This window comes from Fodinibius sp. GM21 (assembly GCF_058386955.1).
This window is the reverse complement of record NZ_JBYEIQ010000002.1, coordinates 595,889-618,505: the sequence shown is the minus strand read 5'-3', so window position 1 is coordinate 618,505 and position 22,617 is coordinate 595,889. Positions and strand designations below refer to the sequence as shown.

The following is a 22,617-nucleotide window of genomic DNA, read 5'->3' as shown; positions in this document are numbered from 1 at the left end:
ATTTTAGTATGCAGATGTACTACACACCAAATACGCATTTCTGCTATTGCAATACAAATTAAAGTTTGTAATTAAGCCGTCTTACTTTCTTATCCTGTCAACATTACAATGCCTACAAGCACCAAGAATGTAATTTTCAAGATTAATGCCTTCCAATCTTTCATAGTAATAGCCGATAGCTTCTTGTTATTTTTTGTCGGAAAAGCAACTAAGTAATAATAAATCCTTCCATTAATATCAAGTTATCAACATTGATATTTTTACCTTTCACTGCTATTTGCTTCCCGATTGTGCTTTCAAGAGAGATAAGAAGACATTTTGTTACAAATTTTTTGTATTGGCCACATGGCTCAAGTTTTCCACATAGTTATCCACAAGTATTTCTCATCTTGTGGATAGGTCGGCCTTTTGCAGTCTTCTTGAATTAAACACAACATTTACAGAGCTAAATGCCATAGCAGCTTCGGCCAGAACCGGATGCATCATTCCCATTACCGCGAGTGGTATCATAACTACATTGTAAAAGAAAGCCCAAAAGAGATTTTGTTTTATCTTTTTGAAGGTAGCTTCACTTAGCTTTATGGCTTGCACTACCGATTGTAATTCTCCTTTCACAAGCACAATGTCACCCGATTCTATTGCCACGTCGGTACCCGTACCGATAGCGATACCAACATCGGCCTGCGTTAATGCCGGGGCATCGTTGATACCGTCACCCACCATAATAACTTTGTTGCCTTTTGACTGGATACGCTTAATCTCATTGGATTTTTGATCAGGAAGTACGCCGGCAATTACCTGCTCAATGCCTACTTCTTTTGCCACTGCGCGCGCCGTTCGTTCATTATCCCCGGTAATCATAACCGGCGTGAATCCCATCTGCTTGATGGCAGATATTGCTTTTTTACTGTCTTCTTTGATAGGATCAGCTATAGCTATAAGTCCAACCAGCTCTCCCTCTATTCCAACTAAAACAGTCGTTTTAGCTTCTTCTTCATACCGTTCAATATTAGCTTTTGCACCATTACTGACTGCAATATCACGTTCTTCAAATAATGATGTATTACCAACCACAACTTCTTTTCCTTCGACCTCTGCTCGAATTCCTTTCCCGGTAACAGCTTCAAAGCCGGAGGCCTCCCAAAAATCAATTTCTTGCACCTTGGCATGATCAACAATTGCGGCTCCGAGAGGATGTTCAGACCCCCTTTCAGCAGTTGCGGCGTATTTGAGCATCGTTGATTCATCCCAACCGGATAATACCTCTACATCTGTTACAGAAGGCTCTCCCTTAGTAATGGTTCCGGTCTTATCAAATACGATTGCATCCGTTTCACGCAAAAGCTCCACGGCTTTACCCTTGCGAATTAAAATACCGTTTTCGGCTCCAAGGCCGGTTCCTACCATCAAGGCCGTGGGAGTCGCCAATCCTAGTGCACAGGGACAGGCAATGACCAATACTGCAATAGCTGCATAAAAAGCCAGAGCTATCGAGCCCATATTCGGATTTATCCACGGAATAAATCCTGAGGCCCAGACTGCAACCTGCCCAAAAAATTCCGGAAAGATCATCCAAGCTGCCCATGTAGAAAGTGCTAAACCAATGATCACCGGCACAAAAACCGCGGTAATGCGATCGGCAAATTCCTGTATAGGCACCTTGGAACTCTGGGCTTCTTCAACCATCCGAATAATCTGGTTGAGAAAAGTTTCGCTCCCCACCTTGGTCGCCTGCACCTTAAGCGTACCATTCTTATTGATGGTCGATCCGATTACTTCATCGCCTTTCTCTTTCCGAACCGGCATCGATTCGCCGGTGGCAAGGGATTCATCCACGCTGCTTTCACCGTCGATAACCGTGCCATCAGTTGGTATCTTTTCGCCCGGACGGACAACCATTACATCATCTACCTCCAACTCTTTTATCGGGATGGTCATCTCCTTGCCATTACGCATAATGGTTGCCTCTTTGGCCTCCAACGTCATTAGATTTTTGATCGCTTCAGAAGCACGACCTTTGGCCTTGGTTTCGACGTAGCGCCCCGTAAGATGAAAGGCCATAATCATGCCGGCAATACCCGCGAAGCTGTGGAAGGGCGGAGCCATCCCAAAAGTATGCAACAAGGCTACAAACCCCGTTCCCAGTGCTGCCAGCGACCCCATAGCAATAAGCACATCCATATTGGGTGACCCGTTGATTGCTGATCTCCACGCACCTTTCAGCGTTTCCCAACCGGGATAAAAGATCACAATCGAAGAAAGTCCTATCATCAGCAACTGATACACCATTTCCCCGCCGAGCGCGTAGCCGGCAAACATTTCGGGGATCATCAGCAAAATAATGGGGATGGTCAGTGCCCATGACCACCACATCTTATGATAAGCTACGTCAAGTTTTTTTTTACCGGTTACATCCGGATCTTCATTTTCTTCAGCTTCTTCTTTAATATCGTAACCGGCATTTTGGACGGCCTCTTTTAACTTTTTACGAGTAACCTCGCCATTTTCAAATTCAACCAACGCTTTTTCCGTAGCTAGGTTGACGGACGCCTCGCTCACCCCTTCTACTTGGGAAAGTGCTTTTTCTACGCTGTTAGCACATCCGGCACAGTGCATACCTTCGATTTGCAGTGATTCTTTCATAGCCTTTTCTCTAAATTTCAAATTACACCTAAGTATAACAGCTCTAAGCAAAGCATCCCTTACAATCTGTTAAAAGAAATGTGTAAAATTTTTGGGTGATGGAATATTATACAGCATCCAGCGATTGACGACTGTTCTTATCAGAGTGGCTGCGAAAAGAACTGACTGTCTCTCCGGTTACATTTTTAAACTGGTTGGAAAGATACTGCACGCTGCTGTAATTCAACTTCCATGCGATCTCACTGAGGGTAAGCTCTCCGTACGTGAGCAACTCTTTTACGCGCTCAATTTTCAAATTGATGAGATATTTTTTAATGGTCATTCCCATATGCTTCGAAAAATAATTACTCAGGTAGCTGTAATTATAATTTAAGTCCTGCTGTAGATAGGACGACAATTTTTGTGGATCGTCGGTATCCTCGAGGTAGCGCAAGTAGGAAAGTAACTGTACTTTAAGTTCTTCGAGCAGTTCGTCATTGCGATCGGTAATCAGCTCAAATCCCTTTTCACTTAGCTCCTGACTTATTTGGTCAAACTCATCACGGTCAGGATCGCCGAAAATAACAGCATTACCCAATGAAACCTCCCGGACATCAAAGCCGAGATCGTCAAGAACCGCTTCTACTGTCATAATACAGCGGTCGCATACCATATTTTTAATCTTCAGGGTCGTCATAATAGATATTAAAACGACTGTTAAAAAGATTTCGTTTATTCCAGTAAATACAAAACCCCGACAGGATACATCATCTGCCGGAGTTTAAAAATAGAAAAGTTATGGGATTATTCTACCGTAACACTTTTGGCCAGATTCCGAGGCTGATCCACATTACAGCCACGATTTACAGCAATATAATACGAAAGCAGCTGTAGCGGAATGGTTGTCAGCATTGGGGAAAGACAATCTTCGGTCTCAGGAATCGGACAGGAAAACTCAGAAAGGTCGATAACCTCATCATTATCTTCGCCCGTTATCGAAATAATGCGTCCTTCACGCGCTTTCACCTCTTCGATATTACTGATCATCTTCTCGTTGGTATGCTCCGTTGCCGCAATAACCACTACCGGCATCATTTCATCAATAAGAGCAATAGGGCCGTGCTTCATCTCTGCAGCCGGATACCCCTCGGCGTGGATATATGAAATCTCTTTGAGCTTCAATGCCCCTTCTAAAGCCACCGGAAAGTTGTACGTTCGTCCCAGATACAAGAAGTTAGGAGCGTAGCTAAACAGCCGGGCCATATCTTTAAGGTCATCGCTGTTATCCAGAATCTTCTGCACCTTCTCAGGGATACGATCCAACTCTTCAATCAGTCGCGCCGCATAATCTTCGTCAAGCACGCCTCGTTTTTGTCCCAGCATAATAGCCATCATCGCCAGTACGGAAACCTGTGTCGTAAATGCTTTGGTGGATGCCACTCCAATTTCCGGTCCGGCATGGGTATAAACGCCGGCATCGGTATCGCGAGCAATAGTAGATCCCACCACATTACAAACGCCCAGCGTAAGTGCTCCACGTTCTTTTGCCGTGCGCAAGGCCGCCAGTGTATCCGCTGTTTCACCGCTTTGTGAAATAACCAGCATCACGTCCTCTTCATCGATGAGAGCTTCGCGATAGCGGAATTCTGAAGCATATTCCACTTCCACAGACAGCTTGGCCAGATGCTCAAACAGGTACTCGGCAACCAGACCGGCATGCCAACTGGTACCGCAAGCCGCAATGATCAATCGCTTGGCATTCACCAGCTTATCCAGCACATCAGCAATACCGCCCAATTGTATAGAGTGATTTTCCACGTCGAGACGACCACGAAGACAATCCGAAATAGCACGCGGCTGCTCAAAAATCTCCTTGAGCATAAAGTGCGGATAACCGCCTTTCTCAATCTCGTCAATACTCATCGCCAACTCGTGAACCTTCTTTGTAAGCGGCTCATCTTTGATGGTTTTAACCTCATATCCATCCTTTGTGACCACAGCCATTTCCCCGTCATCCAGGTAAACAACCTTTTTGGTGTGTTCAACGATGGGCGAAGCATCCGAGGCAACAAACATTTCATCATCGCCGATACCCAGCAGCAACGGCGACCCTTTTCGAGCTACGATAATGCGATTGGGTTCTTCAACATTCAAAATGGCCAACCCATAGGTTCCTACCACCTGCTGCAGGGCCATCTGCACAGCCTGTTCGAATGTAACATCTTCACCGTTGCTATCTTCATAAATTTCTTCGATCAGCTGAGCGATCACTTCGGTATCGGTATCGGTATGAAATGTCCGTCCCTTATTTTTCAGCTCTTTCTTTAAGGTATTGTAATTCTCGATAATGCCGTTGTGAACCAGCGCAATTTTTCCGGATTCGCTCACATGGGGATGAGAATTAATATCATTGGGCGCTCCGTGCGTAGCCCAACGCGTATGTCCGATGCCTACAAAACCCTCGCTGGGGTTGGCATTTATTTTCTTCTTGAGGTTCTGGACTTTTCCTTTTCCCTTCTTTATGTCCAGCTGACCATTAAGCAAAGCGATACCGGCAGAGTCATATCCGCGATATTCGAGCCGCTCAAGCCCTTTTACAATGATATCGCTTGCCTGCTTATTTCCTATATATCCTACAATTCCGCACATAGATGTCTTTTATTATTGTATTTGTTTCCTGATTCTTATACTGTCTCTCTCAGACTGAGAATTGAACAATAGTAAAGTTATCATTCTGGCTGATATTTTGAAACAATTATAATTAATCATTTATAGGTATAATCATGCAGCTGTGTTTCTTTGAAGATGAAAAGCTGACCACCTTTCATCCCCTTACGTTAACTCGTCCCACTGACGAGCTGCGCATCGGCATATTAACAATATCTGAGAAGTGGGAACAAGCCCTGGATCCTTCAAATATTGATCGAATTGTTCGTCCGGAGTTCACAGGGGTATTTGATGACGGTGATATATCAACAGATGACCATTGTATCTGGATAAATAGCAGATACCTGCCGACCGAACAACTGGTTACACAAATCAATAATTTGAGTGAAGGCCAATACCTTACTTATGGCGACACCATCATTGCCGCCAAAGTGGATGGGCAAACCTCCACGCAATGGCTTGATAACGGTGAACCTGACTTCAACACCCTTTTTGTGCTGGAGTCCAATGATTTCTTATCCATCAACAACCTGTGGGATCTGTTCCAGCTGAACGGCCGGGAAATTGTTCGGGATATTGAATTACTGGAAATAAATAATACTGTTAGCGGCACCGTTTCAGATCACGCCGTACTCGAAAAAAAGGACAAAATATATATCCAGGAAGGAGCCACCATCGAAGCGGGCTGCGTACTTAATGCCTCAAAGGGACCGATTTTCATCGGTAAAAATGCGACTATTATGTCCGGATCTCATATCCGGGGACCGGTGGCCGTCTGCGAAAACGCAACTATCAAAATGGGCGCAAAAATTTATGAGGATACCACCATCGGTCCGGTATGCAAAGTAGGAGGAGAAGTCAATAATTCCATATTCCATTCCTATTCCAATAAAGGTCATGACGGATTTGTAGGCAACTCCCTCGTTGGCCAATGGTGCAATTTGGGAGCTGATACCAACACCTCAAACCTAAAGAATAACTACAGTACCATTCGTATTCCCGATTGGTCTGATGGGCAGGAGCTTGAAACAAAGCAGCAGTTTTTTGGAACAGTAATGGGCGATCATTCCAAAACAGCCATCAACACCCAGCTCAATACCGGTACCATTTGTGGGGTCAGCTGTAATATTTTTTCAAATGATTTCCCTCCCAAATTAATCCCATCATTCAGCTGGGTCGGCTCCAATGTTATTCAAACATATCGGCTTGATAAGGCCCTTGAAGCGATGGAGGCCATGATGGCGCGCCGAGATGTATTCCTTACAAAAGAATACAAACGAATGATGAGAGCAATTTTTGACAACAAAAATCACCCTCAATAAACACCGGTTATAAAATATCTGAGTAATAAATAGGTATTGTCCCCAAATAGCACTACCTTGGAATGTTATATTTAATTACCCACCTAGTAAGTTACTTCTTTGAAACGACGCGTTAATTCAACTCTTTTCATCAGACAGAGCCGACAGGTGTACACAAAGACACAGTTATAGTTATGAAACAAGGAAAAATAAAGTTTTTCGACACTAAAAAAGGATTTGGATTTATTGCACCTGACGAGGGCGGCGATGACATTTTTGTCCACAGAAACAATGTCGAGAACCTCGATTACAACCAAGGACTTGAAGACGGCGAAGCCGTTGAGTTTGAGGTAGAAGAAACTCCCAAAGGCTTAAGCGCTACGAACGTAACCAGCCTGGATTACAAATAGATCCGAGATTTTTTATTGGATTTTAAAAGCCCGCTTTGTAGCGGGCTTTTTTATTTCACTCCTCCTTTCTTCTGGTCGGTCTCTTACTCATAGTTTTTGCATTATTTTTCTTGGATAGGCTAATTTATCTGCAAAACCCCCATCCATACAAAAATTGGTAGGCCTTCATCCACCATTGTCAGTACCCAAATAACTGTAATACATTCATCTACGGACATTCACTACAAAACCCTATCCCGCCGGATGAAAATCAAACGTATTTTCCTGTTTGAAGTATCATTAAAGCTTGGCCGGAAATTAACCTAAGGGGATATAGGTATGCACCAAAGAAAAGGAGCCGCTAAAGCTGTCCGCTATTATATCAAAAGATCAGCCTTCGCATTGGTTATGCTTGTAATCGTCATCACAGCAGGCTGTAAGGAACAAAAGTTACCCAGCTTTTCAGAATCGCTGGATAAAAGCCCTGTCCCTGTACAAATACAGGTTATCGAAACACAGCCCCTTGATGACGCTCAGGACATCGAGCTTGATACTCCCATTCAAGCGAGCTTTAACACCGTCATTGACTCGGCCACCGTGAATGAAAACACTTTTATCATCCGTGAAGACACCACTGTTGTAGCCGGGACATTCTCGATCAGTGACAGCATTATTACCTTTATACCGTCACAAGAATATGACAGAAGCAAAGTGATTACCTCTACCTTATCCTCCCAAATTGCTGATACGCAGGGCAACAGCATGGGCCAAGAGTATGTATGGAATTTTACCACCCGTCCCCTAACCGAAGAAGAGCGCACGCCGCCCTCAGTTACTGCCACCACCCCACAAAGGGGTGACACTGATGTTCCTCTCAACACAAATATCTTGGCTCAGTTCAGTAAAAAACTGAATCCCGAAACCATCAACAACAACACATTCTATGTACAAAACGATAACGGCAGCATCATTTCCGGTTCGGTAAGCTATGCCGACACTACCGCAACCGCCAAATTTAATCCCTCCGGTTTACTGCAGGACGGGTCCGAATTTACTGCAACAATTACCGCTGACATTGAAGACCAATTCGGGCATTCGCCCAATCAAAAATACAGCTGGACCTTTACCACCAAAATAATTGATCGAACGCCACCCCGTGTGCTTTCAACAAATCCCCGAGATAATGAAATTAACGTCGACGATGATATCCAAATTACAGCCACCTTCAATGAACCGATGGATCCGGCTACGATCAATAAAGAAACATTTGTACTGTACGAATACCGCAGCGCAGGATTTCAACAGATATCGGGATCGGTAGAATACGCAAATAATACCGCCCGGTTTACGCCGAGTAAAGACCTGCAAGACAGAGAGTACTACATCGCTATCATCAGTGCTTCCGTTACGGATCTGGCCGGCAATGAACTCGGTGAGCGATATCGCTGGAATTTTATAACCGAAGATAACTGATAGCCCCACCACTCCAACAAGGTTGAAGAGCAGCACACATATCTAATAAAAAACCGCAAGGGGGTTTCAAATTAGTGATGAAAACTCCTATATTTGTCACGCTGAAAATCTGGCGACATTTGCCCAAGTGGCGGAATTGGTAGACGCGCATGCTTCAGGAGCATGTGGGGATCTTCCCCGTGAAGGTTCGAGTCCTTTCTTGGGCACTTTAATCCCTGTAAGTTATTGGCTTGCAGGGGTTTGCTATTTTAGGGTGTAATATAGGCCTAACAATAGGCCCTTTTAATTAACTAAATATTGAATTATATCTTGGCAGGCGTACTATTGACAAAATAAGTATACCAGTAACAGTAGTTTATAAGCATTGCCATAACATAGGTAGTGCTAATATCAGAAAATTATTTAAAACGGTGAATTATAGGACTATAAACAAGGTCCTAGTCCCATAACAGCCTACACCTCCCGCCCATTCTCTCATAAAGAATAGGACTACCCTGCTAATATTTTCTCATTGTTCTACATGGTTCTTTAATGCACAAAAGGAATGCACGTGAGTACACTTCATTCTTAATTGGATAGTTATATGATAGGCTATGTTGATCAATTATCGGAAATCGATTGCTGTCATGTCCAATGATGAAAAGGAGCAAGACGTGTCTTAGCTGCTACATAAAATAAACCAACCCTTGTTGTTAGGTCCCGACCGAGATCGTTTTCGTTACGGTATCCTCAACCTCATTGTCATCAATTATTTTAAGTTTCACATCATAACTGCCAGCCTCAGAATATGAAGTGACTGTTGTCGGGTTTTCAGAGGTACGATCATAATTGCCATCACCGTCAAAATCCCAACTATAATTAACTACGGTACCGTCCGGATCATAGGAAGCAGAAGCATCCAATGTTACATCCTCACCAACAGAAGGACTCGACGGAGTGTACTCAAAGTCTGCCGACGGGGCACTATTTCCCGCAACGGAAATGGTCTTGGTAACTTGATTGCTTGCCTGCTCATCGTCAACCACTTTCAGGGTCACATCGTAATTGCCCCCACTGGAATATGATTTGTTCACCGTGGCCGACTGGGTGGTCTGATCAAAATTTCCATCTCCGTCATAGTCCCACATGTAACTGCTGATAACCCCGTCGGGATCACTAGATCCGGAAGCATCGAAGGTGACGGTTTCACCGGCCTGGGGACCTGACGGACTGTATGTAAAGTCTGCCGATGGAGCACTATTTCCCACAACGGAAATGGTCTTGGTAATTTGATTGCTTGCCTGCTCATCGTCAACCACTTTCAGGGTCACATCGTAATTGCCCCCACTGGAATATGATTTGTTCACCGTGGCCGTCTGGGTGGTCTGATCAAAATTTCCATCCCCGTCATAGTCCCACATGTAACTGCTGATAATCCCGTCGGGATCACTAGATCCGGAAGCATCGAAGGTGACGGTTTCGCCTGCCTGGGGACTCGACGGACTGTATGTAAAGTCTGCCGACGGGGCGGAGTTAGAGCTGGAGACTGATACCGTAACAGTGTCTTCATTGCTCGCCTCATTGTCATCAACCACCTCAAGAGAAACAGTAAATTCTCCGGTATTGGAATAAACATGAGTAGTTGTTGGAGATGAGGAAGATTCATCCATATTTCCGTCACCGTTGAGATCCCACCGGTAAATAGTAATTTCACCGTCTGCATCGCTGGAAGAAGAGCCATCGAATGTGACAGTATCACCGGTAGCGGGATTTGAGGGACTATAGGAGAGTTCAGCTACCGGAGAGGTATTTTTATCCGATGGCGGTTTTTCGCTATCACTGCCTGATACATTGCAGGAATATAAAAAAGCACATAAACTAGTTATCAGGAGAAATATTCCTACAAAATTTTTAGGCGCTTTTCTGGAACTTTTTTGCAACCAATTTGAAGAGATGTGGAATTTTTCTTTTCTATCAATTGTCATGGCTGAATAAATTATTCTTCGAATGCCGGTAACCTATGTCTGAACTGTATATTTGAACCCCGAATAGTATTTTTTACAAAACTCTTCGAAAAAATAGTAATAGAATAGTTTTATACAAATTATGAAGTGTTTTCCTTCTATTATTGATCAAAATGATAGAAGATTTCAGCTAGCCAAGGGCAAGTAGAGCATGTAAAAGTAAAACCCTTACATGCCTTATTTCCAACTTCCCAAAATTGTAGTACCTTATCACGTTATTTGAAACCAACTCTGGGCTATGAGAAATATCGCTGTCAGTCTTCTCACAATTTTGTTTTTATCCTGCGCTTCTTCACTTCCGCCCGCGGAGCCTTCAGTAAATATGATGGATAAGGCTGATACCATCATCCTTACGTTAAAGGAGCCGCCATCCCAAGCCTATCACAATTTTGAAACCTATTTGGGCAATCAGGGATTTACTGTATTGCGGTCTAATGAACAACCGCTCACACTCGAAACGCGGTATAAAAGGTTTGACCCAACCATCCTAAGACTCTTTGGAAGTTACTCAATGAAGGTAAATGCCACGATAGAAGATTCAATCCTTCAAATAACAGGCACCTTAGCAAGCGGCACCCAAGTGGAAAATGCAGGTGGAAAAAACAGCCCCGTCAAAGATGGATGGAATAAGTTGGTACAACTGACTAAAGAATTTCCCCATCAACAAATCTACTACAGCAGAAACTAATTGTTTTATGCCGATATATTTCTATCGGCCAACGCAAAATATAACGTTCGAATGGTCTGTTCTACCTGCTGATCGGTTTGCACGGTGATAAGATGTTCATCGGCTATTTCGCTCGGTGGGTCGTACCGGCGGCTAAGAATTTCAAAATCCTCCAGTCGGGCATCCGAGACCACATCATTCTGCTCGCTGCGCTGTTGCAACCGTGATTTTATAACCTGCTCCGTAGCTTGGGCTTCAACAAAAAGAAAGCGAATATCCAGCTCCTTGAATTCCCCGGCAAGCTCTTCCCGGGCTGCCCTATTGCTGAATGTGGCATCCAAAATCACGCTTTTTCCCCCTTGAATACACGCCTCCATCTTCTCCAGCAGTCTTTGATACGTTTGCTCCGACATCGTTTTGGTATACAGCTGGTTGCGCTGTTTTGCCGGCGTTCGTTTTTGGAGGGGGACGCCGGCCATGGATTTTCGGATGCGATCCGAGGAGAAGCGTTCGATAGCAAGTTTTTGCTCAAAGTGTTTGGCAAGGGTCGTCTTGCCTGTCCCCACCCCGCCCATAAATATCAACACGATGGGCTTTGATCCCAGCAGCGCATACCTCAGGGAGAGATCAAAATACCGGGAAGCGGCCTGTGCCGCTTTTTCACGATCGGACTGCGGCACCTCCCCTTCTATACTCTGCAAACTTTTCACCTTCCCCTTTACGTAGGCCCGGTAACATTTGTAGAAATCGGTAATCTCCGGCAAATCGGGATCGTCCAGCTTTTCGGCCATCCGATCTATAAAATAGCGCTCCTCCTGCCAGCAATTATTGAAATCCAGGTCCATGGCAAGAAATGCTAAATCCGCGGCAAGGTCTCCATAGCGAAACCGATTATTAAACTCAATACAGTCATAAATCTGCACTTTGCCGGGCGTAATATGAATATGCTCAAGGTGCAGATCGCCATGACCGTCCACAATGCGTTGTTGGTTGATCCGACGCTCAAAAAGTTCCTTGCGACGTTCAAAATATTGATTTGTAAAATACCGTACGGTTCGGTACGTGTTATCCTCAATCGTTTCACCGATAAAGGATCGGGTCTGCTCAAAATTTTCATCGGTGTTTACCTTGATACTCTCAATCTTTCCATATTCTAAAATCTGTTCATCGGGCTGCTGCCTATTATAAAAGTCAGCCAGCTTATCCGCCACGCGATCGAGTTGGGTGTTTGTGAGTGTTCCGCTTTCAAGATAGCTGTGCAAAAAATATTCCTCGGGCAGCTGTTTCATCTTCACCGCATATTCGACGACTGAATCTGTTTCCAGCACCTCATCAACTATATGAAAAGTGTCGTCTTCTTTAATGACCGATACTACCCCGAGATAAATATCATCCGAAAGCCTGCGATTCAACTCAACCTCCCGGTGACAGAATTTCTTTCGTTTATTAAGCGAGCTATAATCCAAAAAGCCAAAATCTACCGACTTCTTAAACTTATAGACGTATGGAGATGCCAAAAATACGTGCGAAATATGGGTTTGCACATGCTCAACCTTTTCGGGCTGATGAGGATAAGCGCTCTTCTTTTGAAGAAATGTTATAAGCTGCGAGTCCATTTTATACCTTTAAAACTTGGGATCTTTTATTACCAATTATTACCTATGGAACTATATTTTAAATGTAAGAAATCACCTTCCTAAAAGTCAGCATTCTTACTCATTTTATGTTAATAATACTTTTTTACAGGAACTAATTTATCGCTGTCAAACTATAATTAATAGCGTATGATTACTTTTTAACGTAGATTAGATATCTAGTCGTATAACGACCAAAAACCAAGGACGAGAGAGTCATGAAATATGCAATATCTATATTAGCAACCATCTTTTTATCAGGTATTTTTAGCGTCACTGCTGAAGCCCAACTCCTGAACCGGCTCAAGAAAAAAGCAAAAGAAGCAGCCGAACAAAAGGCCGAAGAGAAACTTGCCGAACAAGTAGAGCAAGCAGCGCAACGTGCTGTTGAGCGTTCATGGAACTCCATTTTTGGAGAATTTACTGCCGACAGCAGCAACGGCATGCAATTACCGTTTACCATAGGCAACAACGTCAAAACAGAGGACGCCTATCACTTCAACACCATTACCACCATGGAAATACAATCGATTAGAACCGATGGAGAGGCCGAACCGCCGGTAATTATGGCTATGCATTTCGGTGATGATGCAATGTACACCGGCACGCAATTTGAATCCGAAGAGATGAAAAAACAAGAGGGTGACCTTTTCATTATCTATGATTTTAAGAATGCCGCCATGCTGATGCTTATGAGCAATGAAAATGACCGATTTTCTTTTGCTTATGACTGGGAGCAAGATTTTGGATCAGCAGAATCAGATTCGCTTTACCAGGAGGAAATCAATTGGGATGAAGTGGATGAATGGCAGAACTATAAAAAAATTGGCAGCAAGAATATTCTGGGATACAACTGCGACGGCTACCGATCGGAAACGGACCGTGAACGCATTGAAGTATGGGTAAGCCGTGATACCGAATTCGGAATAAATAATCTTTTCCAAGCGAATGCCAATACCAAACAGTTAAAAGGCAAAATCCCCGAAGACTATCCCCAGGGCATGATCATGGAGATGCTTAATGAAGACCTTGCAAATGGCAGAAAAACAACGATGAAAGTTATTGCCATTGATAAGAACGCCAATATCAGCTATTCCATGGCTGACTATCCGGCTATGAGCTTTGCCGCTAAATCACCCGACAAATAAGTCATATTAATATTGATATAATCGACAGTCATCCCTATCCTCATCTATCAAATATGAAAATGAATGTGTGACAAGTTATTATGGATGAGCTGAAAGTGAAAGGCGAAGTGGTCAAAATTCTGGAAGAACAATCCGGACAGGGTAAAAATGGTCCGTGGAAGAAACAGGATTTTATTCTTGAGACCCCCGGCAAATATCCTAAGAAAATTTGCATCACACAGTGGGGCGATAAAATTGATCAGTTCAACGTACAAGAGGGAGAGGAGGTAACGGTTTACGTTGATATCCAAAGCCGGGAGTACAAAGGGAACTGGTATACGGATGTAAAGGCGTGGAAAGTGGAACGCGGTGACGAAGCCGGCTCACAAGAAAATGATCCCGACGAAAACGTCATTGATATGTCTGATATGGATCACGACGTACCTTTTTAACTGTTAAACGACTTGGGCAATCATATATACCGTACCGGTCATTAATAGTAACAGTATTACCACAACGCTGTAGGCTTCAACAGCACTGCTGCCATTCTTTTTCATTGCGCTTACCGTTTTTTTGATGGGCACTTTCCATATCCAAACGAGAGCAGCTATAGCTAAAACAATACTCAGAATAACAATGACCATAGGGTGTATTCGTGCATTTACGCTTTGTGTAAGACCAAAGTACAAATCATATTCTTGGTTTGCATCACCCCGGAACTTGCACATTTAGTCTTTTCTTCTATTATTGGTTTATAATTTATTGTACCGGGATACAAATAATACATAAACAAAATAAATAAGGGGAACATATGGAATGGTATATTAAAGTACTTAAAAATTACGCCGAATTTGAGGGACGCGCACGACGCAAAGAGTACTGGATGTTTACGTTAATCAACTTCCTTATTGTTATGGGTTTGCAGGCCGTATTATTTTCGGTTGCAGGAATGAATCCTGAGTCAAGCTTGGGACTTCTTCTCTCGGGCATACTGGCCATTTATTCATTGGGCGTTTTCATCCCCAGTTTAGCCGTAGGTGTTCGCAGGCTACATGATACGGGACGTAGCGGATGGTGGCTACTTATCAGCCTTGTACCTGTAATTGGATTTATTGTCTTGCTTGTCTTTTTGGTTCAAGACAGTCAAGCCGGATCAAATCAATACGGGGCAAATCCAAAAGGGATTGAAACAGCTGTTGTTTAAGCGATCAACTTTTAATTGATAGAAATCCGAGCTTGCCACATTATTAGGCAGCTCGGATTTTATGTTTTTGATCAGATTACATCTAATTTTTAATCTTTTCAGCTTCCTCTACCAGTTCCGGATACTTAAACCAGTTTTCTGTCTCCTCTTCACTTTTGGGACCGATATTCCCTTTCACTTGCTCTAACAGTTTTTGGGGATGATATACTGCTCCTGATTTTATCACCAGCTCTACATTGCGGGTATTGGTGATATCGTCCAGTGGATTGCCTTTCACCACGTATAGATCTGCCAGCTTGCCCGTTTCTATAGATCCCAATATACTGCTCTTGCCAAGCGCTTTAGCACTATTTAACGTCCCCGCCTTAAGCGCTGCATGCTCAGGTAATCCGGCCATAACCATGGTATGCATCTCGCGGTGTGCGCTAAAACCAGCCAGAAAATAACCATGGCTGGGAGCATCGGTTCCCAAAGTAATAAGCTCTCCTCCACCCGCCTCGTAGAATGCTTTAGTGGATCGCTTCATAGCCTCATAAAGATCGTCCATCAACTCACTGGCTTCCTGTTCTTCACGAGGTGGAAGCTGCTCCCGAACGTAGTTTGTAAACAGTGATCGTTCATCCTGCCAATAATCAAAGCCATCTTTGAGCGTAGTAAAAAAGACCGGGGCAATAATAGTCCCGTCAAAGTATACATTATGGTCGATAAAGTACTGCACCGTTTTTTTGAAGCTGCTCGATGTAGTATCAACCTTATTCCAAACAGGATAGGCATATGTCGTTGAATCGAGCACAAAACCACCTAAAATATGCTCCACCCGGTCGATACCATAATCAATAGCCGTAATGGAATTGGTTGTATTCCGATAGCCCGACCCAAGATGCCCGGCCACTTTTAAACCGTGCCGGTGCGCGCGTTCAACAAGGTGCTTAATGGTTTCCGGGTTGCCGCCTTTGGTCTTGAATCCATCAACCCCAAGTTCTGCCCAGTAATCAACCTGCTCGTAAATTTCTTCTTTTGAATAGTCCTCCCAATCAGGACGCGCCGTACCAAAATACGGTCCCGAAGCCCAAATGCGTGGGCCAGTCCACTCCCGAGAGTTTATCAAGCGTTTGGCAGCCAATTCTAAGTAGGGATAATAAACTCCGTTGGCAAAGGTCGAGGTCACCCCATTAGCCAGGTAGACCAGTGCATTGTACTTAAATTCATCAATCTCTTCTAACTTATCCGAGCCAAATGCGTCAATGCGATAATGGGCATGGATATCAACAATGCCGGGTAGCACATACTCTTCTTCGGAAAGTTCAATAGTTTCATATTCACCCGCTTTTTCTTGCGATGGCTCCTCTCCTACTCGATAGAATCGTCCTCCGCGGACCAAAATCCCTTCATTATTGACCATCTGCTCGGTGTGCACATCAAAATAGGAACCGCCCTTTATATATACCGGGTCTGTTTGAGCTTTTGCCAACGAAGTGAGCATTAAAAAAATAATGGTGGCAATTAACAGGATATATTTAAAACCATTCATAGCTATTTAAATTGATATCAAAATTCTATTGTAAAAATGAGAAAACCCGGTTCATTATTGAACCGGGTTTTCAGCGTTGAAGGTACAACAATCAGAAATTCTCGAAATTGATTTCCGACTGAGGTTGTGCCATCTGTTCAAAAATAGTTCCCACAAGTTTATCGTTTTGATCGATTTCATCAAGGCGATCGTATCGACGCATATCAATCCAGCGGTGGCCAAATTCTGCCCACAGCGAGTAACGTCGTTGTAAGAGAATCTCATCAATTAGCGAAGCTTCATCCAAGGTGCCGCCGTAATCGGCCAGATTCCAGGTATTGCGCACATAATTTATTGCCTCAGCGGCATTGGAATAATTTGCAGCCGTTGCTCCTGGCAGATTGGTCTGGGCTTCGGCATAAATAAGAATGAGCTCTTCGTTACGGATCATCGAAAGTGGGGCCCCCACTCCGCCAAAGCGATTATCTTGATAGTTAGCTTCTACCGGCACGTTGGCGTTATTGAGAGGGGAGTCTCGCAAGAAGAACTTTCGATCGATCCGCAAATCACCGGCCAGGGTATCTTCAATGACAGATGGATGTACAACTGCGATGGCATCGGTAGAAGCATTCCGCGGTACGTATAACGGATTAAAGGTATCAGGCGGATCCCCATAGGAAAGGTAAGCTCCTTTGTTCATTACCCCTTCTCCCTCAGCTAACTCAAAAAACGGCTTTGCATCCGACAATGCGTCTAACGCCCCTTGCCAATCTTCGGCATATACAGCAGCCCTAGCGGCAATAGCACGATTTAGTTGCGCCATTGTCGACGGACTCTCGAAATCAGCAAATCCATCCGAAAGGTCAAAAAAGAAGCTTCCTCCTGCGTTTTGCAGATCCTGGTAGCCTTCATTCAACAACCCGCGAATGCTTGACAATGCATCAGCATAGCTCTCGAAAGGACCTAAGTTCTGCGTATCGGAAACATCGACACGAATTCCATTTTGATACTGTGTCAGAAGAGGTATCAGATACTGGTACGCCTGAATCGTTTTAGCATATCCCCGTACCCCATTCTTTTCTTCTTCACTTAGCAAGTCGGTATTACTTAGAGTTTGCATCAAAAGATTCGCCTGCTGAATAGCTGCATAAGGAGTATCATAGCTGGCGGCAGATCCGAAGAAGGCAGGATCGGTTTCTGCATTGCCATCGATACCCAGCCATTCCGTTATAAAACGGCCATCAATACTATCAAACTGCCAAACCTCACGGCCGAATGAGCCCAACAATGGAATAAGTCCGCCTGCATACTGGCGATTTCTGATTTCCAACCCTGAAACAAGATTTTGCACTTCGGGTTTAGTGGCATTTTGCAATACCTGTTGCACAGATGGATTGTTGGGATCTGTTACATTTTCTGACCCAACTAGTGATCCATCACAATTCACCACAAAAAATATCAAGGTGACGCTAATAACTGTTATGTAGATTAATCGTTTCATGAGTAAAAAATATGTGGATTAAAAATCGAGTTTGAGATGGAACATGATTTTGCGAGCACTCGGATAAGCCGCAACTTCAACACCGGTCCCAATAGCCGAAGATCCAAACTCCGATACCTCTGGATCGTAACTTGGGTAATCAGAAAATAGTAATACGTTATTTCCTGATGCTCCAAGGCGAATATTTTTGACTGCACTCCCAGTAAAACTCTCAAGGAAGCTGGACGGGACCAAATAATATAAACTGACCTCTCTGAGTTTCAGGTAGCCGGCATCTGCTACAAAGCGTCCCGCTCCTTCGCCCGGTCGATCAAGCCCATCGGGAGTACCATCTCCATTGCTGTCGTCATTCCAATCCGGTGTGGTACCCGCATTATCAGCTAAAAATTGGCGCAGGTTAATAACCTTTTGTCCGTGACTGTAATGCCACATAAAATTGAACTCCCAATTATTCAAAAAGCTTATGGTGTTCATCCACGACATCTGATAGTCGGGCTGAGAATTACCATACGTGGTAAATCGACCTGCCTCGGCATCAAAAGGGGTACCCACAATAGTAGTAGGTGAAAATCCCTCCGCGATATAAAACGTGCCGAGTGCAGCCCCAAATCCACCGGTGGTAAACGAAGGCACTTTCAGGTCAGTAATTTCAGCAGTGTTCTTCCACCAGTTAACCGTAGAGTTCCAGTTGAATTTATTTGTCTGTACGGGTACCGTTCGCAGCGCCAGCTCAATACCTTTATTTTGCAAGTCGGCGGCATTCGTGGCCATCACCTGTAATCCTGAAGAGCCCGGAAGCTCCTGATCAAGGATCAAATCACTCACATTTTTGCGATAATATGTTGCCTCAAGCGAAACCCGACCACCCCGTAGTCCTATATCAACACCAAGCTCCAACTCTTGGGCCGTTTCTGGTTCAAGGTTGGGATCAATAGTCCGGGTAGAACGAAATGTGCCGAGGTTGCCGGAAATCAATCCACTGTTCAGGGCTTCGAATGTTACCCCAAAGTTGGGTAATCCGCCTGTTTCTCCGTAGGCCGCCCGCAACTTAAACTGGTCCAGAATATCCGCATTCCAAAAATCGAAATTCGTAATATTTACAGCCATTGAGGCTTTGGGAAAGAAATAATATTGATCCTGATCGGCATTGAGCGTCGACTTATCAAAGCGAGCACCTACTGTACCGATGACCTTATCATCCCAATTAACTTCCTGCTGGGCAACATATCCTACGTCGGTAACATCTACAAAATACTGATTGTAGATTTCTTGAAGACTGGCATTTTCAACGTTAGTCTGTCCGGGTACCAGTCCGCGACCGCGAACCTGCTGCAGCTGTCGCTCGTTATGATAAGTAGTATAGCCGGCCTGTGTTGTTAAATTCCACGGTGACTCTTCGTTACCTACCGTTGTATTATAGACCAAGAAAGCCTGCAAGTTTATGTTTAGCACTTTTTCGGCTGAATGTATAACATCACCCGGGTTTGCCTGTGACTGTTGATACTGCAAAAACGGAGGCATGTACGCCATCGTATTGGAATTCATAAAATCAACACCGCCATCCAGACTAAAATTAACCGAATGTGCTCCTGAGTTGTATAATTCAAAATTCGCTGACAGCGACTGTAAAAAACGATTCACTTCCTGTTCATTCTCACCATACTCAATAAGTTCAAGCGGGTTCATCTGGAAGAATGGGTTATCAGGGTAGTCCCCACTTTCATTAGGTAGCAGTTGTGCAAAGGGTGGCGTAAAAGCTACAGCCTGTACTACCGAACCAACTCCGCCATTCCCGGTCCATCCCCGATTTGTTTTTGTATTGATGTAGTTCGTACTCGACGATATATCTATACGCTCGTTGAGCTGATGATCAATATTGGCACGCAGCGAATAACGATCAAAACCAGTGTTTTCGATAATTCCATTTTCATCCTTAAAAGCACCCGATACATAAAATTGCGTTCTGGCATCACCGCCCGAAACACTAATTTGTGTATTTACTTGTGCCCCCTCACGTCCAAAGACGAGCTCCTCATAGTCCCGGAGCGTTCCATTAGCCACAGCGTCATTATACATTTGCTTGGCAGCTTGTGCCGTAGAAGAGCCGGCGCCATAAACTTGGTCAATTTTGTCTTCGCTCCAAGACGCAGCACCAATTTTATTTAGAATACTTGAATAACCCACATCCTGTCTAAAGCTGACCTGGGTTTCTCCACCGCTTCCTCGTTTGGTCTCAATAATGACAACCCCTGCATTTGCTCGAGCACCATAAATAGCTGCAGCCGATGGTCCTTTTAGTATTTCTATGGATTCAATTTCATCGGGATTTAAATCCGCAAGTCGGTTGGCTCCGTCATCCTGATTGGGATCAGTCTGGGCACTTACCGCCGAAACGCCGGTTTCAAGCTCATCATTATTTATATAAACGCCATCAACAATGATAAGCGGTTGCGAACTCCCGGCCCCCAAGGTACTGATACCTCGTAACTTGATATCAACACCTCCGCCCGGTGCTCCACCCGAAGAGGTCATATTGGTACCCACAACCTTGCCCTGTAGCGCACCATCAACGGTAGCCGGACTCGTATTACCGGCCAGCTCGTCAGCACTAACTTTCGTCACCGAATTAGCAAGATTTTCTCGCTTTACGGATGATGCCAATCCTGATACCACGACTTCATCGAGTTGCAGCGCAGAGGGCGCCATCATAATCTCAATGCTATTTTCGCCATCTGCAATTTCAATTTCTTCTTCAAACGTTTCATATCCCACAAAAGTCGCGCGAATCACATACGTCCCTTCCGGAATTCCGGGAATCTCAAACACACCCTCTGCATCTGTAGCAGCCCCAACGTTCAATTCAGGAACAAATACGTTGACGCCTGGCATGGGTTCGCCCGTCGATTCATCGAACACGGTTCCCTGCAATGTTCCTTCGAGCATTTGCTCAGAATCATCGCGGGGAACAATGGCATACGATCGGTCACCTTCCAACTGATATTTTAAATTAAAGGGACGTAGAATTTGGGCAAGCTGTGCACCCAAATCGCCCTCGGCACTATCAACAATTGATTTTTCTACCTTTTTCCCCTCCAACAGTTTTACATCGTACAGAAATACGATATTTCTTTGTTGCTCAATGTCATCCAGGATATTCTCCAGGGATATCAATTGCGATGACGTATTTTGTTGTACTTCAGTTAACGACAAAATCTCATTGCCGCTTGACTGCGCAATACTACCCTGCGCTACCATTCCAATAACAAGGAATAGCGACAGAAAAAAAGTGTATCGTTTGTTCTTCATTACAATCCCATTTAATTAGCATTTGGTTTTAGAAGCCCATTTACAACGTCATCCCTGAAAATGATGGTATCCTGATCCTGTTCGACTGAAATTTGGAGGGTCTGGCTCAAAGCTGACAACAAAACCTCCAAATTATCGTTTTCTATCGCTCCTGATACGTGCTCTGTAAGTAACTCTTGATCCGCGATGTGCACCTCTTTTCCGAAAATCTTTTCGATACGATCGGCAACCACTGGCAACGGAGCCCGTTCAAACACAAAAAGTCCTTTAGTCCACGAGGTATAAATATTGGCATTCACATTTTTGATACTGATATCGGAGTGCGAGCGGCTGAACTCTGCAAGCTCATCTGGCTGTAGCAGCGTTTTCTTGACAGATTGAGACTCTCCTTTTCGTTCTATGGCCACCTGTCCCTCTTCAAGAACCACCTTAGTTTTCTGATTCCAGGTACTGACTACAAACCGGGTTCCCAGTACATGGATATTTCCATCGGAGGTTTGAACCTGAAATACAGGACCTTCATCAGCTGACCGAGGTACCACATCAAAAAACGCTTCTCCCTGCAATGCCACCTGTACCGTATCCTCAAATATCCATCCATCATGATAGGTAACCGAAGAATTGGCATTAAGTGTTATCCGGGTTCCACTATCAAGTGTAATAACCTTTTGCTGACCAAATTCGGTGCTGCTCGTCAATATTGCTGGCGCTTTCTGCTGTTCAACATCTGATCCCGAATGTGGAAACAAGTCAGTATATTCGATGGCCAGAAACGTGGTCAGCACCAACACCAGTGATGCAGCTGCAGTCATAATCCATCCCAATTGTGAATAAGAAGGAGGGCCTGAAAATAATCTCACTTTGGACTGCTGAGCAGAAGCTATTTGCTTATTAAGTTTCTCCCAGCTCTCAAATTTTTGGTGGATGGGAATATCACTTTCCAAATCGTGCAATTCGAGCACAATATTCTTTGCTGTTACCACATCTTGAATATTCCCATCGTGTTTTGCTATCCACTGCTTCCAATAGCAATTATCTGTTGAAGATGTTCTCTCCAAACACCACTTCCGAAATGATGGGTCGGTAACAAGCCGCGCAATTATGTCATTTGATTTTTGAGCCATAAACTGATTTCGATCACCTTGGTTGATAAAGAGGAGCGAAAACAGCTGCTGTACCCAAAGAAATTACTGCCCTTAAATACCCTTAGACA

At 44.1% G+C, this 22,617-nt stretch carries 17 protein-coding genes and 1 tRNA gene; 8 read left to right on the top strand and 10 right to left on the bottom strand.

Going from position 1 to position 22,617, the window contains the following annotated elements; translation table 11 throughout:
- Positions 1-384: 384 nt before the first annotated feature.
- From ACT3IB_RS06590 to glmS, 3 genes are all read right to left on the bottom strand, one after another.
- A complete protein-coding gene (locus tag ACT3IB_RS06590; RefSeq protein ID WP_491538209.1) occupies positions 385-2,643 on the bottom strand; it encodes a heavy metal translocating P-type ATPase in 2,259 nt (752 codons plus the stop codon).
- A 106-nt stretch (positions 2,644-2,749) separates the two neighbouring features.
- Positions 2,750-3,319 (bottom strand): helix-turn-helix domain-containing protein, encoded by a 570-nt coding sequence (locus ACT3IB_RS06585; RefSeq protein WP_491538208.1) that lies wholly within the window; start codon positions 3,317-3,319, stop codon positions 2,750-2,752.
- A 107-nt stretch (positions 3,320-3,426) separates the two neighbouring features.
- On the bottom strand, positions 3,427-5,271 hold the full coding sequence (gene glmS / locus ACT3IB_RS06580; protein WP_491538207.1) for a glutamine--fructose-6-phosphate transaminase (isomerizing): 1,845 nt from the start codon (positions 5,269-5,271) through the stop codon (positions 3,427-3,429).
- A 134-nt stretch (positions 5,272-5,405) separates the two neighbouring features.
- Here glmS and ACT3IB_RS06575 point away from each other — a divergent pair, with 134 nt between their 5' ends.
- The 4 genes from ACT3IB_RS06575 (at position 5,406) to ACT3IB_RS06560 (ending at position 8,658) form a co-directional block, all read left to right on the top strand.
- The gene (locus tag ACT3IB_RS06575) at positions 5,406-6,611 is read left to right on the top strand and encodes a GlmU family protein (protein WP_491538206.1); all 1,206 of its coding nucleotides are present in this window, start codon (positions 5,406-5,408) and stop codon (positions 6,609-6,611) included.
- Between the two features lie 173 nt (positions 6,612-6,784).
- The gene (locus tag ACT3IB_RS06570) at positions 6,785-7,000 is read left to right on the top strand and encodes a cold-shock protein (RefSeq protein ID WP_095606012.1); all 216 of its coding nucleotides are present in this window, start codon (positions 6,785-6,787) and stop codon (positions 6,998-7,000) included.
- A 318-nt stretch (positions 7,001-7,318) separates the two neighbouring features.
- Positions 7,319-8,452 carry an Ig-like domain-containing domain gene (locus ACT3IB_RS06565; RefSeq protein ID WP_491538205.1) on the top strand — a complete coding sequence of 378 codons (1,134 nt, stop codon included), beginning with the start codon at positions 7,319-7,321 and terminating at the stop codon, positions 8,450-8,452.
- A gap of 121 nt (positions 8,453-8,573) precedes the next feature.
- Positions 8,574-8,658 (top strand) — tRNA-Leu (locus tag ACT3IB_RS06560).
- Positions 8,659-9,144: 486 nt separating this feature from the next.
- Here ACT3IB_RS06560 and ACT3IB_RS06555 read toward each other — a convergent pair.
- Positions 9,145-10,416, bottom strand: a complete 1,272-nt coding sequence (locus ACT3IB_RS06555; RefSeq protein WP_491538204.1) for a PKD domain-containing protein — start codon at positions 10,414-10,416, stop codon at positions 9,145-9,147.
- A 277-nt stretch (positions 10,417-10,693) separates the two neighbouring features.
- Between ACT3IB_RS06555 and ACT3IB_RS06550 the strand changes: the two genes are divergently transcribed.
- On the top strand, positions 10,694-11,143 hold the full coding sequence (locus ACT3IB_RS06550; RefSeq protein WP_491538203.1) for a hypothetical protein: 450 nt from the start codon (positions 10,694-10,696) through the stop codon (positions 11,141-11,143).
- Between the two features lie 5 nt (positions 11,144-11,148).
- On the opposite strand, the gene ACT3IB_RS06545 is transcribed toward ACT3IB_RS06550, so the two are convergent.
- On the bottom strand, positions 11,149-12,738 hold the full coding sequence (locus ACT3IB_RS06545) for a bifunctional aminoglycoside phosphotransferase/ATP-binding protein (RefSeq protein WP_491538202.1): 1,590 nt from the start codon (positions 12,736-12,738) through the stop codon (positions 11,149-11,151).
- Positions 12,739-12,974: 236 nt separating this feature from the next.
- Here ACT3IB_RS06545 and ACT3IB_RS06540 point away from each other — a divergent pair, with 236 nt between their 5' ends.
- Both ACT3IB_RS06540 and ACT3IB_RS06535 read left to right on the top strand, forming a co-directional pair.
- Positions 12,975-13,904 (top strand): DUF4412 domain-containing protein, encoded by a 930-nt coding sequence (locus ACT3IB_RS06540; protein WP_491538201.1) that lies wholly within the window; start codon positions 12,975-12,977, stop codon positions 13,902-13,904.
- An 80-nt stretch (positions 13,905-13,984) separates the two neighbouring features.
- Positions 13,985-14,335 carry a DUF3127 domain-containing protein gene (locus ACT3IB_RS06535; protein WP_491538200.1) on the top strand — a complete coding sequence of 117 codons (351 nt, stop codon included), beginning with the start codon at positions 13,985-13,987 and terminating at the stop codon, positions 14,333-14,335.
- A 3-nt stretch (positions 14,336-14,338) separates the two neighbouring features.
- Here ACT3IB_RS06535 and ACT3IB_RS06530 read toward each other — a convergent pair whose 3' ends face one another.
- Positions 14,339-14,611 carry a hypothetical protein gene (locus ACT3IB_RS06530; RefSeq protein ID WP_491538199.1) on the bottom strand — a complete coding sequence of 91 codons (273 nt, stop codon included), beginning with the start codon at positions 14,609-14,611 and terminating at the stop codon, positions 14,339-14,341.
- An 83-nt stretch (positions 14,612-14,694) separates the two neighbouring features.
- Between ACT3IB_RS06530 and ACT3IB_RS06525 the strand changes: the two genes are divergently transcribed.
- Positions 14,695-15,087 (top strand): DUF805 domain-containing protein, encoded by a 393-nt coding sequence (locus ACT3IB_RS06525; RefSeq protein ID WP_491538198.1) that lies wholly within the window; start codon positions 14,695-14,697, stop codon positions 15,085-15,087.
- A gap of 82 nt (positions 15,088-15,169) precedes the next feature.
- Here the strand turns inward: ACT3IB_RS06525 and ACT3IB_RS06520 are convergent, their stop codons facing one another.
- From ACT3IB_RS06520 to ACT3IB_RS06505, 4 genes are all read right to left on the bottom strand, one after another.
- Complete coding sequence (locus ACT3IB_RS06520) at positions 15,170-16,618, bottom strand: amidohydrolase family protein (protein WP_491538197.1); 1,449 nt, start codon at positions 16,616-16,618, stop codon at positions 15,170-15,172.
- A gap of 91 nt (positions 16,619-16,709) precedes the next feature.
- The gene (locus tag ACT3IB_RS06515; protein ID WP_491538196.1) at positions 16,710-18,098 is read right to left on the bottom strand and encodes a RagB/SusD family nutrient uptake outer membrane protein; all 1,389 of its coding nucleotides are present in this window, start codon (positions 18,096-18,098) and stop codon (positions 16,710-16,712) included.
- Positions 18,099-18,116: 18 nt separating this feature from the next.
- Complete coding sequence (locus ACT3IB_RS06510; RefSeq protein ID WP_491538195.1) at positions 18,117-21,404, bottom strand: SusC/RagA family TonB-linked outer membrane protein; 3,288 nt, start codon at positions 21,402-21,404, stop codon at positions 18,117-18,119.
- Positions 21,405-21,415: 11 nt separating this feature from the next.
- A complete protein-coding gene (locus tag ACT3IB_RS06505) occupies positions 21,416-22,528 on the bottom strand; it encodes a FecR family protein (protein ID WP_491538194.1) in 1,113 nt (370 codons plus the stop codon).
- Positions 22,529-22,617: the final 89 nt, after the last annotated feature.

What these genes read in the sequence shown, in the direction of transcription:
- ACT3IB_RS06570 (WP_095606012.1), top strand. Translation starts at nt 6,785, where the DNA reads ATGAAACAAGGAAAAATAAAGTTTTTCGACACTAAAAAAGGATTTGGA.
- ACT3IB_RS06510 (WP_491538195.1), bottom strand. Translation starts at nt 21,404, where the DNA reads ATGAAGAACAAACGATACACTTTTTTTCTGTCGCTATTCCTTGTTATT.
- ACT3IB_RS06530 (WP_491538199.1), bottom strand. Translation starts at nt 14,611, where the DNA reads ATGTGCAAGTTCCGGGGTGATGCAAACCAAGAATATGATTTGTACTTT.
- ACT3IB_RS06540 (WP_491538201.1), top strand. Translation starts at nt 12,975, where the DNA reads ATGAAATATGCAATATCTATATTAGCAACCATCTTTTTATCAGGTATT.
- ACT3IB_RS06565 (WP_491538205.1), top strand. Translation starts at nt 7,319, where the DNA reads ATGCACCAAAGAAAAGGAGCCGCTAAAGCTGTCCGCTATTATATCAAA.
- ACT3IB_RS06550 (WP_491538203.1), top strand. Translation starts at nt 10,694, where the DNA reads ATGAGAAATATCGCTGTCAGTCTTCTCACAATTTTGTTTTTATCCTGC.
- ACT3IB_RS06545 (WP_491538202.1), bottom strand. Translation starts at nt 12,738, where the DNA reads ATGGACTCGCAGCTTATAACATTTCTTCAAAAGAAGAGCGCTTATCCT.
- ACT3IB_RS06505 (WP_491538194.1), bottom strand. Translation starts at nt 22,528, where the DNA reads ATGGCTCAAAAATCAAATGACATAATTGCGCGGCTTGTTACCGACCCA.
- glmS (WP_491538207.1), bottom strand. Translation starts at nt 5,271, where the DNA reads ATGTGCGGAATTGTAGGATATATAGGAAATAAGCAGGCAAGCGATATC.
- ACT3IB_RS06525 (WP_491538198.1), top strand. Translation starts at nt 14,695, where the DNA reads ATGGAATGGTATATTAAAGTACTTAAAAATTACGCCGAATTTGAGGGA.
- ACT3IB_RS06520 (WP_491538197.1), bottom strand. Translation starts at nt 16,618, where the DNA reads ATGAATGGTTTTAAATATATCCTGTTAATTGCCACCATTATTTTTTTA.
- ACT3IB_RS06575 (WP_491538206.1), top strand. Translation starts at nt 5,406, where the DNA reads ATGCAGCTGTGTTTCTTTGAAGATGAAAAGCTGACCACCTTTCATCCC.
- ACT3IB_RS06590 (WP_491538209.1), bottom strand. Translation starts at nt 2,643, where the DNA reads ATGAAAGAATCACTGCAAATCGAAGGTATGCACTGTGCCGGATGTGCT.
- ACT3IB_RS06555 (WP_491538204.1), bottom strand. Translation starts at nt 10,416, where the DNA reads ATGACAATTGATAGAAAAGAAAAATTCCACATCTCTTCAAATTGGTTG.
- ACT3IB_RS06585 (WP_491538208.1), bottom strand. Translation starts at nt 3,319, where the DNA reads ATGACGACCCTGAAGATTAAAAATATGGTATGCGACCGCTGTATTATG.
- ACT3IB_RS06535 (WP_491538200.1), top strand. Translation starts at nt 13,985, where the DNA reads ATGGATGAGCTGAAAGTGAAAGGCGAAGTGGTCAAAATTCTGGAAGAA.
- ACT3IB_RS06515 (WP_491538196.1), bottom strand. Translation starts at nt 18,098, where the DNA reads ATGAAACGATTAATCTACATAACAGTTATTAGCGTCACCTTGATATTT.